Raw genomic sequence first — 17,090 nt, forward strand, 5'->3', positions numbered from 1 at the left:
CGGCGTGGAAAATGTCAGCAGGAAATCGCGGCGGACTGTTACAAAAGATCAGGCTGTGCCAGGATTAGCCAACGCGTTATGACATCAGGAGAAAACCATGGATGCACTTGAATTACTGGTCAATCGTCGCTCTGCTTCGCGTCTGACCGAGCCGGCGCCTTCCGGCGAGAGTCTGCAAAACATTATCCGGGCCGGGATGCGTGCGCCGGATCACGGCACGCTGCAGCCGTGGCGCTTTGTGATCGTTGAGAATGAAGGGCGCGATCGTCTGAGCGCGCTGCTGGAAGAGGCGGCGCGTGAGGCGCAGCTGGATGACAAGGCGATTGATAAAGCTGCGCGCTCGCCATTCCGCGCGCCAATGATCATCACCGTTATCGCCCACTGCGAAGAGCATCCTAAGGTGCCGCGCTGGGAGCAGGTGGTGTCAGCGGGATGTGCAGTGATGGCGATGCAGATGGCGGCAGCGGCGCAGGGCTTCAACGGCATCTGGCGCAGCGGCCCCTGGACCGACAATGCGCGCGTGCGCAGCGCCTTCAACTGCCGTGAACAGGACGCTATTGTTGGCTTCCTCTACCTTGGCACGCCGCAGTTAAAATCCAGCACCACCGTAATTCATCCCGACACCGCGCCTTTTGTCAGCTATTTCTAGCTGACGGCTCCTCTCTTCATATGACAGCTGAGCGGGTTGCGCGGATCCTGTGCGACCGATCCAGAAGTGGCCCGCCAGAGCTTACCTCCGTATCAGGAAACGTCTAAGATAGCGCAGCGCCTCTGTCGCGTTAGCCGAATGACCTTCATACCCTGAAGTAAAGGATCTTTCTGACCCATGCGTTTGTTTATTGCGGAAAAACCCAGCCTTGGCCGCGCGATCGCCGATGTGTTGCCTAAACCCCACCGTCGCGGCGAAGGCTTTATCGCCTGCGGCGACGATCAGGTCGTTACCTGGTGCGTCGGGCATTTGCTGGAGCAGGCGCAGCCGGACAGCTACGACAGCCGCTATGCGCGCTGGTCGCTGGCCGACCTGCCGATCATCCCGCAAAAATGGCAGTTACAGCCGCGCCCTTCGGTGGCGAAGCAGCTTAAAGTGATCGAGAAGTTGCTGAAGCAGGCCAGCGAGGTGGTACATGCTGGCGACCCCGACCGCGAAGGGCAGCTGCTGGTGGATGAAGTGCTGGACTATCTGCAGTTGCCGGCGGAAAAACGCAGCCGCGTCCAGCGCTGCCTGATTAACGACCTCAATCCGCAGGCGGTGGAGCGGGCAGTAAGCCGCCTGCGCGAAAACCGCGAATTTATTCCGCTGTGCGTTTCGGCGCTGGCGCGCGCGCGCGCCGACTGGCTCTACGGCATTAATATGACGCGCGCCTGGACGCTACTGGGACGCAATGCGGGCTATGACGGCGTGCTGTCGGTCGGCCGCGTGCAGACGCCGGTTCTTGGCCTGGTGGTGCGCCGCGATGAAGAGATTGAAAACTTCATTCCCAGGGATTATTTCGAAGTAAAAGCCCATATCGTGACGCCAGATCAGCAGCGCTTTGTCGCCAGCTGGGTGCCCAGCGACGCCTGCGAGCCCTGGCAGGATGAAGAGGGGCGTCTGCTGCACCGTGCGCTGGCGGATCATGTCGTCGCCCGCATTGCAGGTCAGCCTGCTCTCGTCACCAGCTATAACGATAAGCGCGAAGGCGAGGGCGCGCCGCTGCCTTTTTCGCTCTCCAGCCTGCAGATCGAGGCGGCGAAGCGCTACGGACTGAGCGCGCAAACGGTACTGGACACCTGCCAGAAGCTCTATGAAACCCATAAGCTGATCACTTATCCGCGTTCTGACTGCCGCTATCTGCCGGAAGAGCATTTTGCCGGTCGTCACGCAGTGCTAAAGGCGATTCAGGCGCATGCGGGCGCGATGACGCCGCCGGACGACTTTAGCGCCGATCGCCGTAACCGCTGCTGGGATGACAAGAAGGTCGATGCCCACCACGCCATTATCCCTACCGCCCGCGCCAGCGCGGTGCGGCTGACGGAGAACGAGCAGAACGTGTATGCCCTGATCGCGCGCCAGTATCTGATGCAGTTTTGTCCCGACGCGGTCTTTCGCAAATGCGTGATCGAGCTGGATATCGCGGGCGGCAAGTTTGTCGCCAAAGCGCGCTTTCTTGCCGAGGCGGGCTGGCGCGCGCTGCTGGGCAGCAAAGAGCGCGACGAGGAGAATGACGGGACGCCGCTGCCGGTTGTGGCGAAGAATGACGAACTGCTCTGTGAGCGTGGCGAGGTACTGGCGAAGCAGACCCAGCCGCCGCGCCCGTTTACCGACGCGACGCTGCTGTCCGCGATGACCGGCATCGCCCGCTTTGTACAGGATAAAGAATTAAAGAAAGTGCTGCGTGCGACCGATGGTTTAGGAACGGAGGCCACGCGCGCCGGGATTATCGAGCTGCTGTTCCGCCGCGCATTTCTGGTAAAGAATGGACGCTATATCAACGCAACCGCCGCAGGAAGGGCATTGATCCATTCGCTGCCGGAGCTGGCGGCCCGTCCCGATATGACGGCGCAGTGGGAATCTACCCTGACGCGCATCAGCGAGAAAGCGTGCCGCTATGAGGAGTTTATGCAACCGCTGGTCAGTACGCTGACCGAACTGATCCATCAGGCGCGCCAGCAGCCCAGTGCGATGGCCTTTCGCGGGCTGCCCGCAACAGGGCAGAAGAAACGTCCGAAACGGACGGCGAAACGAAAAGAGAAGGAGAGCGAGTAATGCGTTATTTCGCCGGTTTTTGGGTTATTGCGGCGCTGTTAAGCGGTTCAGCCATGGCGAATCCTGTGCACTCGCATCAGCAGGAATATAACGCTGGCGGTAATGCGGATGTGGTGGTGGATATGCCGCCTGAAGTCTGGACGCAAAATCAAAGCGCGCCGAGCTGCCAGCAGTGCTGTATTTTTGAGAATCGTAATTACAGCGAGGGTGCGGTGGTGAAGTCGGAAGGGGTGCTGCTGCAGTGTGCGCGTGATGAAAAGGTGCTCGGCACCAATCCGCTAATCTGGAAAATCGTGAAGTAAGCGGCGTGGCGCATCGCCACGCCGGCGCGTCAGAACTGGAAGGTTGACCAGACCGGCGCGTGGTCGGACGGTTTTTCCATGCTGCGGATTTCGTAGTCGATCCCTGTCTCTACGCAGCGCGCGGCCAGCGGCTGGCTGGCCAGCAGCAGATCGATACGCAATCCGCGATTGTCATCGAAGCCTCTTGAGCGATAGTCGAACCAGGAGAAGCGGTCGCTGACTTCAGGATTTTTTTCGCGGAAGGTATCCACCAGACCCCATTTCAGCAGGCGATCCATCCACTCGCGCTCTTCCGGCAGAAATGAGCACTTGCCGGTGCGCAACCAGCGTTTACGGCTATCTTCGCCAATGCCGATATCGAGATCGGTGCTGCTGATGTTCATATCGCCCATAATCAGCACCGGCTTATCTGCCAGCAGACTCTGCTCCAGGTAGGATTGCAGATCGCGATAAAATTTCTCTTTCGCCGGAAATTTTACCGGATGATCGCGGCTCTCTCCCTGCGGGAAATAGCCATTGATCACGGTAATGTCGCCTATCGGACTCGGAATTTCCGCCATGATCAGACGCCGCTGCGCCTCGTCATCGTCGCCGGGAAAGCCGCGGCGCACCGATACCGGTTGTACCTTGGTCATCAGCGCCACGCCGTAATGGCCTTTCTGGCCGTGATAAAAGACGTTATAGCCGAGTTTCGCCACCTCTTCGAGGGGGAACATATCGTCATGCACTTTGGTTTCCTGCAGGCCGATAACGTCTGGCTGATGCTGTTCAACCAGCGCTTCAAGCTGGTGGGGCCGGGCGCGCAACCCGTTGATGTTGAATGAAACAAATTTCATGGCGTGGACCAGTGTTCTGCGAATGTTGCGCCGGATGGTAGCGATTTTTCAGGAAAAAGTCATGGAGATGCGTGCGATGCTGCGCCCGAAACTTCAGTCGACGCTTCTCACCCTTCTCCGCTGTAATTTCCGGGAAAAGCTGAGCGATAAATGAAATACAGGAGAATATAGAAGGATGGTGGTGGGAGAAGGATTATTCGGCGCGTTGCGCCTCACCCTCCGGACCGCGCGATGCGCGTTGTCTCGCTGCGCTCGACCCGAACCTTCGGTCGAAGTTTCTCATCCTTCTCCGCTGTAATTTCCGGGAAAAGCTGAGCGATAAATGAAATACAGGAGAATATACAAGGATGGTGGTGGGAGAAGGATTCGAACCTTCGAAGTCTGTGACGGCAGATTTACAGTCTGCTCCCTTTGGCCGCTCGGGAATCCCACCTGGGATATGTTGGTAATGACCGGTCAGGCGAACATGTGATTCAGATGGTGGTGGGAGAAGGATTCGAACCTTCGAAGTCTGTGACGGCAGATTTACAGTCTGCTCCCTTTGGCCGCTCGGGAATCCCACCACTGGCCTGAATCATTGTGCCTGAAAGCGGGGCGCATCATACCAAATGCGTTCAGGGTGTAAAGCGCCCAACAGAAAAATGTGAACCGTTTGCCCACTTTTTGCCCGTGGCGCTGAATTCACAGGCAATTCAGCGCCCGATGCGCTTAAAGAATAATCGTGCGGTTGCCGTAAACAAACACGCGCTGCCCTAGCACTTTATAAAGCGCGCGGCTTAATACGTTCTTTTCTACGTCGCGTCCGGCGCGCATCATCTCTTCAGCCGTGTAGCTGTGATCAACGTTAATCACGTCCTGCATGATGATTGGGCCTTCATCCAGATTATCGTTCACGTAGTGCGCCGTTGCGCCGATGATCTTTACGCCGCGCTCGTAAGCCTGATGATAAGGGCGTGCGCCGATAAACGCAGGCAGGAACGAGTGGTGAATATTGATGATCTGGTTCGGGTAGCGCTGCACAAACGCGGGCGTCAGCACACGCATATATTTTGCCAGCACCACATAATCAGGCTGATAGCGATCAATCTCGTCCGCCATACGGTTGTCATGCTCTTCGCGCGACAAACCTTCATGGCTGACCAGAACGAAAGGAATATCGAAACGCTCAACCAGCGAACGCAGGGTGTCGTGATTGCCGATAACCGCGGCAATCTCCATATCCAGTCCGCCAAAGGCGCTCTTCATGAGCAGGTCGCCAAGGCAGTGCGCCTCTTTGGTAACCAGAATCACCACGCGACGGCGGCCTGCGCTGTTCAGCTCGCGGGTCGATCCGGTCGGCAGCGCGCTGTCTAAATCCGCCAGCAGCGTGTTGTCGTTGAAAATGCCTTCCAGTTCGGTACGCATAAAAAATCGCCCGGTACGATGATCAACAAATTCATTGTTTTGCACGATATTTAGCTCGTGCTTGTAACAGATATTCGTAATTTTAGCGATTAGACCTTTCGCGTCAGGGCAAATGGTACGTAAAACTTTTCGTTGCATAGTTTGCGCTTGCATCTCGATCAGAGTCCTGTCAAAGCGATTGGGTAAAACCGTTGGGCCGTATGCTGTTCAGCCACAACATTTCTTGTATTTTTTATCGGAGCCACATGGACAGCGATCGTTGCGCCCTACCTGAGGCGCCGTTCCGTCGACATAGTACCAGCGATGATCCTCGCGAAGAAAGCGAGAACGCTCGTGGATAGCGCGTATCTGCGAATTTTCGCGGTAACGCGCAAAAAAAGTGACGAAAGCTTCATTATCATGGCTTCCATGATTACAACAGGTTACATTCAGGCTCAGCCATTCGGTACCGGCGAAACTTTCGGATAATCGCTGCGCCATCTCAGGCTCACGCTGGCTCGGATGCCAGCTGGCGATCAGCCAGTCGCTGTTTTGCATGGCGTAAGCGGTGTAGCGCGAGCGCATTAACTGCTCAGCCGATTCAGGCAGCTGCTCGCCCGCCAGAAAGGGAGCGCAACATAGGCTATACTGCTTCCCGCTGCAGCAAGGACAGGGTTCGGACACAATAACTCCTGTGAGCGATAAAATAGAATGACGCCATATGGTAGCCGACCTGGCGCAGTGAAGCTATGCACAGTCGTCGGCGGCAGAGGGTAAATGAGAAAGGTTAAAATTGGACTGGCGTTAGGGTCAGGCGCAGCCAAAGGATGGGCGCATATTGGTGTCATCAATGCGCTGACGCGAGCGGGCGTCGAAATAGACGTGGTGGCGGGCTGCTCCGTCGGTGCGCTGGTCGGCGCGGCTTACGTGAACGATAAGCTGCCGCAAATGGAAAAATGGGTCAGCGCTTTTCGCTACTGGGACGTTATTCGCCTGATGGATCTCTCCTGGCAGCGCGGCGGGTTACTGCGCGGCGAACGCGTTTTTAATCATGTCCGACAGTTGATTACCCATAATGCGCTCGAGAGCTGCGGCAAGCCTTTCGGCGTAGTGGCGACAAATTTAAGCACCGGCCGGGAACTATGGCTGACCGAAGGCGATCTACATCAGGCTGTGCGCGCATCCTGTAGTATGCCAGGCTTATTACCGCCGGTCGGCTACAATGGTTACTGGCTGGTCGATGGGGCGGTTGTGAATCCCGTACCCGTTTCGCTTACGCGAGCGCTTGGCGCGGATATCGTTATTGCTGTTGATCTCCAGCATGACGCGCATCTGATGCAGCAGGATCTCCTGTCAGTGACGCCGCAAAACAGCGACGAAGCGGTTTCGGCCGCGGCCCTTAGCTGGGCCAAAAAAATACGTCAGCGGCTGGTAGGCTTGACTCACCGCCGCGCAACGCAAACGCCGGGTGCGATGGAGATTATGTCGACATCCATCCAGGTGCTGGAAAATCGCCTGAAGCGCAACCGTATGGCAGGCGATCCTCCCGATGTCCTGATTCAGCCGTTTTGTCCGCAGATTTCAACGCTGGACTTCCATCGCGCTAAAGAGGCTATCGAGGCAGGCAAGGCCGCCGTTGAGAAAAAAATGGATGAACTATTACCGCTGGTGCGAAACAGATAATCAGGTTGTTCATTCACAGGTGTTACTTCGGCTAATTCTGAAAGGCGCAACTGCGTTTTATGAACCACTATTGATTGATCTGGTACGCAGGGGGAAAGAATGGAGAAACCACTAATCGGCAAAAAGATACTCATTGTCGAAGATGAGGTCGTTTTCCGTTCTCTGGTAAACAACTTCTTGCTGGCGCTTGGCGCCAGTACGTTTGAAGCCGGCGACGGCATTGATGGGATTAGTCATCTGCAGCAGCACGCTGTGGATTTGGTGATCTGCGATCTGGAAATGCCGCGCATGAACGGCATTCAGTTTGTGGAGCATATTCGTACGCGCGGCAACAGCGTGCCGATTCTGATTATCTCTGCCACCGAAAACATGGCGGATATTGCCCATGTGCTGCGCCTCGGCGTGCAGGATGTGCTGCTTAAGCCGCTGAAAAATTTCGAGCGCTTCCGCGAAGCGGTCTATGAATGTCTCTATCCTTCCATGTTCACCTCTAAGGTGGAGGAGGATGAGCAACTATTCCAGGACTGGGATGCGCTGGTGCGCGACCCGGCCGCCGCGGCAAAACTGCTTAAGCAGCTGCAGCCGCCAGTACAGCAGACGGTCGCCAGCTGTCGCATCAATTACCGCCAGCTTACCATGGCTGAACAGCCGGGGCTGGTGCTGGATATTGCGGCGCTCTCAGATAAAGATCTCGCGTTCTACTGCCTTGACGTAACGCGCGCTGGCGATAACGGCGTGCTGGCCGCGCTGTTACTGCGCGCCTTATTCAACGGCCTGCTGCAGGAGCAGCTTTCGGGTCAGAAGCAGCGACTGCCAGAGCTAAACGGGCTTTTGCGGCAGGTCAATTTACTGTTGCGTCAGGCGAACCTCACCGGACAGTTTCCGCTGCTGGTGGGTTACTACCATCGTACCTATAAAAACCTCATTCTGGTTTCTGCTGGATTAAACGCGACGCTTCATGTTCACGCCCACCAAATTCAACTCAGTAATGGCGTTCCCCTTGGCACTATGGGAAGCACCCACCTTAATCAAATCAGTCAGCGAGCCGACAACTGGCAATGCCACGTCTGGGGCGCTGGCGGCAGGATCCGTCTGATGTTAGCGGCTGAAGAATAGGCGAAAAAATTTAATTTCGTCAGGGTCTGAAGACAGGTCCAGAGGTTAGCTTTACACTTGGGTAATAGTCTTAAATTCTGCGGATTGACTCCTTCCAGGATAAATCCGTTCGATGGTAACTGATATACTCATTTCCGAATTTCAACCGACATATCAAGTATTAACTTGAACGGCCTATAAGAGAGGTATCTTGATGTCTGCCTATAAGTCCAAAGTAAAAAAAGCGGTAATCCCTGTAGCAGGTTTGGGCACCCGTATGCTCCCTGCGACAAAAGCGATTCCGAAAGAGATGTTACCGCTGGTCGATAAGCCGTTAATTCAGTATGTCGTTAACGAGTGCATCGCAGCAGGAATTAACGAAATTGTGCTGGTTACGCACTCTTCTAAAAACTCCATTGAAAACCACTTCGATACTAGCTTTGAGCTGGAAGCGATGCTGGAAAAACGTGTTAAGCGTCAGCTGCTGGACGAAATCCAGTCAATCTGTCCGCCGCACGTTACCATCATGCAGGTGCGTCAGGGCATCGCGAAAGGCCTCGGCCACGCGGTAATGTGTGCACATCCGCTGATTGGCGATGAGCCGGTCGCAGTGATCCTGCCTGACGTAATCATCGACGAATATGAATCTAACCCGACCAAAGATAACCTGGCGGAAATGCTGAGCCGTTTCGACGAGTCAGGCCGTAGCCAGATCATGGTTGAGCCGGTCGCAGACGTCACCGCTTATGGCGTAGTTGACTGCCAGGGCGCTGAGCTGCAGCCGGGCGACAGCGCGCCGATGGTGGGCGTGGTTGAGAAGCCGAAAGCCAACGAAGCGCCGTCTAACCTCGCGGTTGTAGGTCGTTACGTTCTTTCTGCGGACATCTGGCCTCTGCTGGCGAAAACGCCTCCGGGCGCAGGCGGCGAAGTTCAGCTGACCGACTCAATCGCCATGCTGATGGAGAAAGAGACGGTAGAAGCTTACCACCTGAAAGGCGTAAGCCATGACTGCGGTAACAAACTGGGTTATATGCAGGCATTCGTTGAGTACGGTGTTCGCCATCCGGTACTGGGCAAAGATTTTTCTCAGTGGCTCGATAGCGCAGTTGGCAATAAAAAGTAATTCATAAACACAGGATAACTCAATGAAAGTCACTGTATTTGGTATCGGCTATGTCGGTCTGGTTCAGGCTGCGGTGTTGGCCGAAGTCGGACATGACGTTCTCTGCATTGATGTCGACGCAAAAAAAGTCGAAAACCTGAAAAAAGGCATCATCCCCATTTTCGAACCCGGCCTTACGCCGCTGGTTATGTCGAACTATGAGGCCGGTCGCCTTAAGTTCAGCACAGATGCGGAAGAGGGCGTCAATCACGGTGTGATGCAGTTTATCGCCGTGGGCACGCCGCCGGATGAGGACGGTTCGGCTGACCTTAAATATGTGACCGCCGTTGCTCGTACCATTGCGCAGCATATGAAGGATCACAAGGTTGTGCTGGATAAATCCACCGTTCCAGTTGGAACAGCGGATAAAGTGCGTCGCGTGATGGAAGAAACCCTGCGCGATCGCGGCGTCAGCCTGACGTTTGACGTCGTATCTAACCCGGAGTTTCTCAAGGAAGGCGCAGCCGTTAACGACTGTATGCGTCCTGAGCGCATCGTGGTGGGTACGGATAATGATGAAGTTGAAGAGCTGTTGCGCGAACTCTATGAGCCGTTCAACCGCAATCACGATCGAATGATCGTGATGGATATCCGCAGCGCGGAGCTGACTAAATACGCGGCGAACTGCATGCTGGCGACCAAAATCAGCTTCATGAATGAGATTTCCAACCTTGCCGAGCGTCTGGGTGCGGACGTCGAGAAAGTGCGTCAGGGCATCGGTTCTGATTCACGTATCGGCTACCACTTTATCTACCCTGGCTGCGGCTACGGCGGTTCCTGCTTCCCGAAAGATGTGCAGGCGCTGATCCGTACCGCTGAGTCGATTGGCTACAAACCGCGCCTGCTGCAGGCGGTGGAAGATGTCAATGACAGCCAGAAAACCAAGCTGCCTACTTTTATCAAGCGCCACTTCGGCGACGATTTAAGCGGTAAAACCTTCGCCCTCTGGGGTCTGTCGTTTAAACCGAACACCGACGATATGCGTGAAGCCTCCAGCCGCGTGCTGATGGAATCGCTGTGGGAAGCAGGCGCAAGCGTTCAGGCGTTCGATCCGGAAGCGATGGATGAAGCGCAGCGTATCTATGGTCACCGCAGCGATCTGAAGCTGATGGGTACCAAAGAAGCGGCGCTGCAGGGTGCGGATGGCCTGGTGATCTGTACGGAGTGGCAGAATTTCCGTGCGCCGGACTTCGACGTTATTAAAAATTCCCTCAAACAACCCGTGATTTTTGATGGTCGCAACCTGTATGATCCAGAGCGTATCAGCAAACGCGGTTTCGTTTATTATGCAATCGGCCGCGGAGCATCTATTCAAATTGCGTAATTAACGAGGGAAGTATGAACATTCTGGTGACTGGCGCCGCAGGCTTTATTGGATTTCACGTTACTCAACGCCTGTTGGCCGCCGGTCACCAGATTGTCGGCATCGATAATCTGAATGACTATTATGATGTCGGTCTGAAACAATCACGTCTTGATTTAATTTCGCAGCACCCTGGCTTCACGTTTATTAAAATGGAGCTGGCGGATCGCGCAGCCATTGCCTCGCTATTCGAACAACACGCTTTTCAACGCGTCATTCATCTGGGCGCTCAGGCGGGGGTTCGTTATTCTATCGACAATCCCCACGCTTATGCAGACGCTAACCTGATTGGTCATTTAAATATTCTGGAAGGGTGTCGCCATCATAAAATTGAGCATCTGCTCTATGCATCCTCCAGTTCTGTTTATGGACTAAACCGCAAAATGCCGTTTTCTACGGACGACAGCGTAGACCATCCCGTATCGCTTTACGCGGCGACAAAAAAAGCCAATGAACTGATGTCGCATACTTATTCGCATCTTTATCAGCTGCCCACTACCGGTTTACGCTTTTTTACCGTATATGGACCCTGGGGTCGGCCGGATATGGCGCTGTTTAAATTTACGCGCGCGATGATTGCCGGTGAAGCGATTGATGTTTATAACCGCGGCGAGATGAAACGCGACTTCACCTATATTGACGATATTGCCGAAGCCATTGTGCGCCTGCAGGATGTTATTCCGCAGAAAGATGAAAGCTGGACGGTGGAAAATGGCTCGCCTGCTACCAGTTCCGCGCCTTACCGCGTATATAACATCGGAAACAGCCAGCCGACCACCCTGATAAAATATATCGAGGCGATTGAAAAGGCGCTGGGCGTGACGGCGAAAAAAAATCTGTTGCCTATGCAGCCGGGCGACGTGCTGGAGACCAGCGCGGATACCACAGCGTTATACAAGGCGATTGGCTTTAAACCGCAAACCAGCGTGGAAGAGGGCGTAGAACGCTTTGTTAGCTGGTATCGTGAGTTTTATAACGTCTGATAAAAAAGGAAGCCTGCGCTTCCTTTCCCTGATTAATCTGGGGGTCACATAACAAGTGTGACCCAAATGATAGAAGCACCGTCAGTTATTAAAGCAGAAAGCTGTCCAGCTGTTTACCTTCTTCTTCAATCGCTTTTTTGATTACGGCTGGCGTGCGTCCCTGACCGGTCCAGGTACGGGTTTCGCCATTTTCATCCACATACTGATATTTAGCCGGACGCGCAGCGCGTTTTGTTTTAGCTGGCGCTTTATTTTCAGAAATTGTGCTTAACAGCTCATTGGGATCGATTCCATCAGCCAGCAGCATTTCTCTGTATTGTTCAAGTTTACGCGTGCGTTCTTCACTTTCTGCTTTCGCATGCGTCTCTTCTTCGCGGCGTTCATTAACCACAACCTCGAGTTTTTCCAGCATTTCTTCCAGCGTTTCCAGTGAACACTCTCGAGCCTGCGCGCGTAATGTACGGATATTATTAAGGATTTTTAGTGCTTCGCTCATTGTCCTGATCTCTGAATATATTAATGAAGAGGTGTTCTGCCAGCTAATAATAGTGGTGGCAAAAAATTACTGCAATAGTAAATAAGTGGAACAGGAAAGAATGATAATTAAATTTACCATTGAGGTTTAATCAAAGGAAACGATAAGCCGGTTGATATTCGCCCATTAGCACGATATGAAAATCTGATACGTTAAAGCGAGCAGGGCGTTCAGTCAGAAGCGAGGCGAAGCCCGCGTCTCAGCGTAAGACAGCTTCTTCGGCAATTAAGTCCCGGCTTAATGATTAAAAAATTCTGCAGAGACGAAGCGGTTTTTTATCCCGCGCTGGCGAAGTTGTAAACAGCTTGTGTAAAATAATCGCCGCCATAATTTGTGTTTAACTGTGATAGAATTCCGCCCATTCGGTTTGCAATGCTTTGAGAAATCACGCTAATGGCTCAGCTCTATTTTTATTATTCCGCAATGAATGCAGGGAAATCTACCGCCTTATTACAGTCATCTTACAATTATCAGGAACGCGGCATGCGGACGCTGGTCTATACCGCTGAAATTGACGATCGTTTCGGCGCGGGCAAGGTCAGTTCCCGTATTGGTCTTTCATCGCCTGCGGCACTGTTTAATGCGCAAACGCGGCTGGATGAGGAGATTGCGGCCGAACATGCGCGTCAGCCGGTGCACTGTGTGCTGGTGGATGAGTGTCAGTTTTTAACGCGTGATCAGGTCAAGGCGCTCTCCGACGTTGTCGATAATATGGATATCCCGGTGCTCTGCTACGGGCTGCGCACCGATTTCCGCGGCGAGCTCTTTGGCGGAAGCCAGTATCTGCTTGCCTGGGCCGATAAGCTGGTGGAGTTAAAAACCGTCTGCCACTGCGGAAGAAAAGCGGGCATGGTATTGCGGCTCGACGCCGAAGGCCGTCCCTTCAGCGAAGGGGAACAGGTGGTGATCGGTGGCAATGAGCGTTATATCTCGGTATGCCGCAAGCACTACAAGCAGGCGATAGAGCAGGGCTCGCTGGCGGCTATCTACGGCCAGCATAAGCCCGCTTAATGTGATCGTTTACAGCAATAAAAAAACCCGCCGAAGCGGGTTTTTTTTCAGGCTGGTAATCAGGCTTTCTTCGCTTTCTTCTCTGCTTTCTCCAGTTTCACCGGCTGTGCGGCCTGAGCCTGCGCCACGTCGGAGAAAGGCTCGGCATATTCGCGACCGTAGAAGGTGTCCAGCATAATCTGTTTCAGTTCGGCAATCAGCGGATAGCGCGGGTTAGCGCCGGTGCACTGGTCGTCGAAGGCGTCTTCAGCCAGCTTGTCCACTTTAGCCAGGAAGTCCGCTTCCTGTACGCCCGCTTCGCGGATAGAAGTGGGGATGCCCAGCTGAGTTTTCATTTCATCCAGCCATGCCAGCAGCTTCTCGATTTTCTGCGCGGTACGGTCGCCAGGCGCCGCCAGGCCTAAATGGTCCGCGACTTCCGCGTAGCGACGGCGCGCCTGCGGACGGTCATACTGGCTGAACGCCGTCTGCTTGGTCGGGTTGTCGTTGGCGTTATAGCGGATAACGTTGCAAATCAGCAGCGCATTCGCCAGGCCATGCGGAATATGGAACTCAGAACCCAGCTTATGCGCCATTGAGTGACACACGCCGAGGAAGGCGTTGGCAAAGGCGATACCGGCGATGGTCGCAGCATTGTGCACGCGTTCACGCGCTACCGGGTTTTTCGCGCCTTCCCGATAGCTGGCCGGCAGGTTTTCTTTCAGCAGCTTCAGCGCCTGTAGTGCCTGACCGTCGGAGTATTCATTAGCCAGCACTGAAACATAGGCTTCCAGGGCGTGAGTAACCGCATCCAGACCACCGAAGGCGCAGAGTGAGCGAGGCATTTCCATCACCAGGTTGGCGTCGACGATCGCCATATCCGGCGTCAGAGCGTAGTCCGCCAGCGGATATTTCTGACCGGTTGCGTCATCCGTTACTACCGCAAACGGGGTCACTTCCGAGCCGGTGCCTGACGTGGTAGTGATGGCGATCATGCGCGCCTTCACGCCCATTTTTGGGAACTTATAGATACGTTTACGGATATCCATAAAGCGCAGCGCCAGCTCTTCAAAATGGGTTTCAGGATGTTCATACATCACCCACATGATTTTCGCAGCATCCATCGGGGAGCCGCCGCCCAGCGCGATAATTACGTCTGGTTTAAAGCTATTCATCTGTTCAGTGCCTTTACGCACGATGCTCAGCGTCGGATCGGCTTCTACTTCAAAGAACACTTCGGTTTCAATGCCGTGCGATTTCAGCACGCGCGTAACCTGATCGGCATAACCGTTGTTGAACAGGAAGCGGTCAGTGACGATAAAGGCGCGTTTCGCACCGTCGGCGGCCACCTCTTCCAGCGCAATCGGCAGCGAGCCGCGGCGGAAGTAGATGGACTTCGGAAGTTTATGCCACAACATGTTTTCAGCTCGCTTAGCCACGGTTTTCTTGTTGATAAGGTGTTTCGGTCCCACGTTTTCAGAAATGGAGTTACCGCCCCAGGAGCCGCAGCCCAGCGTCAGCGAAGGCGCCAGCTTGAAGTTATAAAGGTCGCCGATACCGCCCTGAGAGGCTGGCGTATTAATCAGGATACGCGCGGTTTTCATGCGGTCGCCGAAGTAGTTCACGCGTGCTTTCTGGTTGTCCTGATCGGTATAGAGACACGAGGTGTGACCGATGCCGCCCATCGCTACCAGTTTCTCCGCTTTCACAACGGCGTCTTCGAAATCTCTGGCGCGGTACATTGCCAGCGTCGGTGACAGTTTTTCATGGGCGAAAGGCTCAGATTCATCGACCAGCTTCACTTCGCCAATCAGAATTTTGGTGCTGCCCGGCACGCTGATGCCTGCCAGCTCGGCAATTTTAAAGGCGGGCTGACCGACAATCGCCGCGTTAAGCGCGCCGTTTTTCAAAATGACGTTTTGTACGGCTTTCAGCTCTTCGCCCTGCAGCAGATAGCCGCCATGGCTGGCGAAACGCTCGAGCACCGCGTCATAAACGGAATCAACCACGATAACAGACTGTTCAGATGCGCAAATGACGCCGTTATCAAAGGTTTTCGACATCAGGATAGACGCGACGGCGCGCTTGATATCGGCCGTTTCGTCAATCACCACCGGCGTGTTGCCCGCGCCGACGCCGATCGCCGGTTTACCAGAGCTGTAAGCGGCTTTCACCATGCCGGGGCCGCCTGTCGCCAGGATCAGATTGATATCAGGGTGATGCATCAGCTGATTAGAGAGCTCGACGGACGGGGTGTCGATCCAGCCGATAATATCTTTAGGTGCGCCTGCGGCAATCGCGGCCTGCAATACAATATCAGCTGCTTTATTGGTAGCGTCTTTCGCACGCGGATGTGGCGAGAAGATAATGCCGTTACGCGTTTTCAGGCTAATCAGCGCTTTGAAAATCGCCGTTGAGGTTGGGTTGGTGGTTGGAACGATACCGCAAATCAGGCCGATCGGCTCTGCGATAGTGATGGTGCCGAACGTATCGTCGGTATCCAGCACGCCGCAGGTCTTTTCGTCTTTATAAGCGTTATAGATATATTCTGAGGCAAAGTGGTTTTTAATAACTTTATCTTCGACGATACCCATACCCGATTCAGCGACCGCCATTTTAGCGAGAGGGATGCGGGCGTCAGCGGCGGCAAGGGCGGCAGCGCGGAAGATTGCGTCAACCTGTTCTTGAGTGAAACTGGCGTATTCACGCTGTGCTTGTTTTACGCGTTCTACCAGTGCGTTAAGTTCAGCGACATTAGTAACGGCCATGGTGCTCTCCTGAAGGAAGTTAAACTCTGTTAGTAAACCTGCCTGGAGTCCTGATTATAGCCATGCTGCGCTAATATTTTGGTCTAAGCCAAAAAGACAGAATTTTTGTCGGCTTACTGAAAGAGTTTTTGCCCTGGTAAAGAACCTTACTGTTTAGTTTCGATGTGAAAAGATTACCTGGAATGGGGTAGGTCAATATTGATGTAAATCAATTTAAGCCCAAGCTGACTCCTTTCAGCAGCCATTTTTGCTAAAGTTTGCGCATCAACGCGCGTCGCCCCTCTTTATTCTTCTTTCGCATGACTTGCCGGCGTAACAGACTCGCTCTTCTGCCGTAATGCAGCAGAATTTTCTGTTGCCCCGACTGGTTAACGGCCTGGTTTTTGCGTAAATTAAGGGCGATTTCTTTTCCTCATCGGAGCGAACCGTGAACCCTGCTTTGCTTGATCTTTCGGGCTATATCAAATTCTTTGTTGGCCTGTTCGCGCTGGTGAATCCAGTCGGCATTATTCCGGTTTTTATCAGCATGACCAGCTATCAGGCGGCGGTTGAGCGTAATAAAACCAATATGACCGCGAATCTTGCGGTCGCCATTATTCTCTGGACCTCGCTGTTTCTCGGCGACGCTATCCTGCATATCTTTGGCATTTCTATCGATTCTTTCCGCATCGCGGGCGGCATTCTGGTGGTAACCATTGCGATGTCGATGATCAGCGGCAAGCTGGGCGAAGATAAACAGAACAAACAGGAAAAATCAGAAACCGCCATCCGCGAAAGCATCGGCGTGGTGCCGCTCGCGCTGCCGCTTATGGCAGGACCAGGCGCCATTAGCTCGACCATTGTCTGGAGCACCCGCTATCACAGCTGGCAAAACCTGCTGGGCTTTAGCGTCGCGATTGCTCTGTTCGCTTTTTGTTGTTGGCTGCTGTTTCGCGCCGCGCCGCTCATGGTGCGCGTGCTTGGCCAGACCGGCATCAACGTTATCACACGTATTATGGGTTTGCTGCTGATGGCGCTGGGAATTGAGTTTGTCGTCACAGGCATCAAAGCGCTGTTTCCCGGCCTGGTAAATTAATCGCTGCTTAATTTCCTTCGCAAATCTCCTTATGTCTCTTAATGGTGCAATTGCTTCTTTTATTGCACCATAACCATGCAATTATTCCTGCGGCTTAATCGTCTGCAAAAATTATTAAGTAAATTACTAGTCTGCCTGTCGCACCAGGCACGATCTCATCTCGCTGTGA

At 54.0% G+C, this 17,090-nt stretch carries 16 protein-coding genes, 2 tRNA genes and 1 other RNA gene; 11 read left to right on the forward strand and 8 right to left on the reverse strand.

All coding sequences use genetic code 11. The features are described from left to right. The first annotated feature begins 97 nt into the window (after positions 1-97). The 3 genes from D7S44_RS08845 (at position 98) to D7S44_RS08855 (ending at position 3,048) form a co-directional block, all read left to right on the forward strand. Positions 98-649, forward strand: coding sequence for an NAD(P)H nitroreductase (locus tag D7S44_RS08845; RefSeq protein ID WP_120453984.1), 552 nt, complete (start codon positions 98-100; stop codon positions 647-649). A gap of 177 nt (positions 650-826) precedes the next feature. After that, positions 827-2,746, forward strand: coding sequence for a DNA topoisomerase III (locus D7S44_RS08850; RefSeq protein WP_120453986.1), 1,920 nt, complete (start codon positions 827-829; stop codon positions 2,744-2,746). Further along, positions 2,746-3,048 (forward strand): YnjH family protein, encoded by a 303-nt coding sequence (locus D7S44_RS08855; protein WP_120453988.1) that lies wholly within the window; start codon positions 2,746-2,748, stop codon positions 3,046-3,048. The genes D7S44_RS08850 and D7S44_RS08855 overlap by 1 nt, the downstream gene beginning before the upstream one ends. A gap of 29 nt (positions 3,049-3,077) precedes the next feature. Here D7S44_RS08855 and xthA read toward each other — a convergent pair whose 3' ends face one another. Further along, on the reverse strand, positions 3,078-3,884 hold the full coding sequence (gene xthA / locus D7S44_RS08860) for an exodeoxyribonuclease III (RefSeq protein WP_120453990.1): 807 nt from the start codon (positions 3,882-3,884) through the stop codon (positions 3,078-3,080). Here xthA and D7S44_RS23490 point away from each other — a divergent pair. Continuing rightward, a complete protein-coding gene (locus tag D7S44_RS23490; RefSeq protein ID WP_158591233.1) occupies positions 3,883-4,038 on the forward strand; it encodes a hypothetical protein in 156 nt (51 codons plus the stop codon). The genes xthA and D7S44_RS23490 overlap by 2 nt on opposite strands. A gap of 22 nt (positions 4,039-4,060) precedes the next feature. On the opposite strand, the gene D7S44_RS08865 is transcribed toward D7S44_RS23490, so the two are convergent. The 5 genes from D7S44_RS08865 to D7S44_RS08885 form a co-directional block, all read right to left on the reverse strand. Beyond that, positions 4,061-4,188, reverse strand: a non-coding RNA gene (locus D7S44_RS08865) — RtT sRNA. 44 nt (positions 4,189-4,232) lie between these two features. Continuing rightward, positions 4,233-4,317, reverse strand: a tRNA-Tyr gene (locus D7S44_RS08870). A 45-nt stretch (positions 4,318-4,362) separates the two neighbouring features. Beyond that, positions 4,363-4,447, reverse strand: a tRNA-Tyr gene (locus D7S44_RS08875). A 145-nt stretch (positions 4,448-4,592) separates the two neighbouring features. Beyond that, the gene (gene purU / locus D7S44_RS08880) at positions 4,593-5,441 is read right to left on the reverse strand and encodes a formyltetrahydrofolate deformylase (RefSeq protein WP_120453992.1); all 849 of its coding nucleotides are present in this window, start codon (positions 5,439-5,441) and stop codon (positions 4,593-4,595) included. Positions 5,442-5,495: 54 nt separating this feature from the next. Continuing rightward, positions 5,496-5,951, reverse strand: a complete 456-nt coding sequence (locus D7S44_RS08885) for a YchJ family protein (protein ID WP_120453994.1) — start codon at positions 5,949-5,951, stop codon at positions 5,496-5,498. A 93-nt stretch (positions 5,952-6,044) separates the two neighbouring features. On the opposite strand from D7S44_RS08885, the gene rssA reads away from it, so the two are divergent. From rssA to D7S44_RS08910, 5 genes are all read left to right on the forward strand, one after another. Beyond that, positions 6,045-6,950, forward strand: a complete 906-nt coding sequence (gene rssA / locus D7S44_RS08890; RefSeq protein WP_120453996.1) for a patatin-like phospholipase RssA — start codon at positions 6,045-6,047, stop codon at positions 6,948-6,950. Between the two features lie 99 nt (positions 6,951-7,049). Further along, positions 7,050-8,066 carry a two-component system response regulator RssB gene (gene rssB, locus D7S44_RS08895; protein WP_120453998.1) on the forward strand — a complete coding sequence of 339 codons (1,017 nt, stop codon included), beginning with the start codon at positions 7,050-7,052 and terminating at the stop codon, positions 8,064-8,066. Positions 8,067-8,259: 193 nt separating this feature from the next. Beyond that, entirely contained in the window at positions 8,260-9,168 is a 909-nt protein-coding gene (galU, locus tag D7S44_RS08900) for a UTP--glucose-1-phosphate uridylyltransferase GalU (RefSeq protein ID WP_120454000.1), read from the forward strand. Positions 9,169-9,190: 22 nt separating this feature from the next. Continuing rightward, entirely contained in the window at positions 9,191-10,531 is a 1,341-nt protein-coding gene (locus D7S44_RS08905) for a UDP-glucose dehydrogenase family protein (RefSeq protein WP_120454002.1), read from the forward strand. A gap of 14 nt (positions 10,532-10,545) precedes the next feature. After that, a complete protein-coding gene (locus D7S44_RS08910) occupies positions 10,546-11,553 on the forward strand; it encodes an NAD-dependent epimerase (RefSeq protein WP_120454004.1) in 1,008 nt (335 codons plus the stop codon). Between the two features lie 88 nt (positions 11,554-11,641). Here the strand turns inward: D7S44_RS08910 and hns are convergent, their stop codons facing one another. Next, positions 11,642-12,049: a histone-like nucleoid-structuring protein H-NS gene (gene hns, locus D7S44_RS08915; RefSeq protein ID WP_120454006.1), complete on the reverse strand. Its 408-nt coding sequence runs from the start codon at positions 12,047-12,049 to the stop codon at positions 11,642-11,644. A 432-nt stretch (positions 12,050-12,481) separates the two neighbouring features. Between hns and tdk the strand changes: the two genes are divergently transcribed. Then, positions 12,482-13,099, forward strand: coding sequence for a thymidine kinase (gene tdk, locus D7S44_RS08920; protein WP_120454008.1), 618 nt, complete (start codon positions 12,482-12,484; stop codon positions 13,097-13,099). 59 nt (positions 13,100-13,158) lie between these two features. On the opposite strand, the gene adhE is transcribed toward tdk, so the two are convergent. After that, on the reverse strand, positions 13,159-15,846 hold the full coding sequence (gene adhE, locus D7S44_RS08925) for a bifunctional acetaldehyde-CoA/alcohol dehydrogenase (protein WP_120454010.1): 2,688 nt from the start codon (positions 15,844-15,846) through the stop codon (positions 13,159-13,161). Positions 15,847-16,273: 427 nt separating this feature from the next. Here adhE and D7S44_RS08930 point away from each other — a divergent pair, with 427 nt between their 5' ends. Continuing rightward, complete coding sequence (locus D7S44_RS08930) at positions 16,274-16,921, forward strand: YchE family NAAT transporter (RefSeq protein WP_120454011.1); 648 nt, start codon at positions 16,274-16,276, stop codon at positions 16,919-16,921. Positions 16,922-17,090 lie beyond the last annotated feature (169 nt).

This window comes from Pantoea piersonii, assembly GCF_003612015.1.
In the GTDB taxonomy this organism is placed as follows: Bacteria; Pseudomonadota; Gammaproteobacteria; order Enterobacterales; family Enterobacteriaceae; genus Pantoea; species Pantoea piersonii.

Coding starts and splice junctions, on each gene's coding strand:
- D7S44_RS08845 (WP_120453984.1), top strand. CDS start 98: ATGGATGCACTTGAATTACTGGTCAATCGTCGCTCTGCTTCGCGTCTG.
- D7S44_RS08850 (WP_120453986.1), top strand. CDS start 827: ATGCGTTTGTTTATTGCGGAAAAACCCAGCCTTGGCCGCGCGATCGCC.
- D7S44_RS08855 (WP_120453988.1), top strand. CDS start 2,746: ATGCGTTATTTCGCCGGTTTTTGGGTTATTGCGGCGCTGTTAAGCGGT.
- D7S44_RS23490 (WP_158591233.1), top strand. CDS start 3,883: ATGGCGTGGACCAGTGTTCTGCGAATGTTGCGCCGGATGGTAGCGATT.
- xthA (WP_120453990.1), bottom strand. CDS start 3,884: ATGAAATTTGTTTCATTCAACATCAACGGGTTGCGCGCCCGGCCCCAC.
- purU (WP_120453992.1), bottom strand. CDS start 5,441: ATGCAAGCGCAAACTATGCAACGAAAAGTTTTACGTACCATTTGCCCT.
- rssA (WP_120453996.1), top strand. CDS start 6,045: ATGAGAAAGGTTAAAATTGGACTGGCGTTAGGGTCAGGCGCAGCCAAA.
- rssB (WP_120453998.1), top strand. CDS start 7,050: ATGGAGAAACCACTAATCGGCAAAAAGATACTCATTGTCGAAGATGAG.
- galU (WP_120454000.1), top strand. CDS start 8,260: ATGTCTGCCTATAAGTCCAAAGTAAAAAAAGCGGTAATCCCTGTAGCA.
- D7S44_RS08905 (WP_120454002.1), top strand. CDS start 9,191: ATGAAAGTCACTGTATTTGGTATCGGCTATGTCGGTCTGGTTCAGGCT.
- D7S44_RS08910 (WP_120454004.1), top strand. CDS start 10,546: ATGAACATTCTGGTGACTGGCGCCGCAGGCTTTATTGGATTTCACGTT.
- hns (WP_120454006.1), bottom strand. CDS start 12,049: ATGAGCGAAGCACTAAAAATCCTTAATAATATCCGTACATTACGCGCG.
- tdk (WP_120454008.1), top strand. CDS start 12,482: ATGGCTCAGCTCTATTTTTATTATTCCGCAATGAATGCAGGGAAATCT.
- adhE (WP_120454010.1), bottom strand. CDS start 15,846: ATGGCCGTTACTAATGTCGCTGAACTTAACGCACTGGTAGAACGCGTA.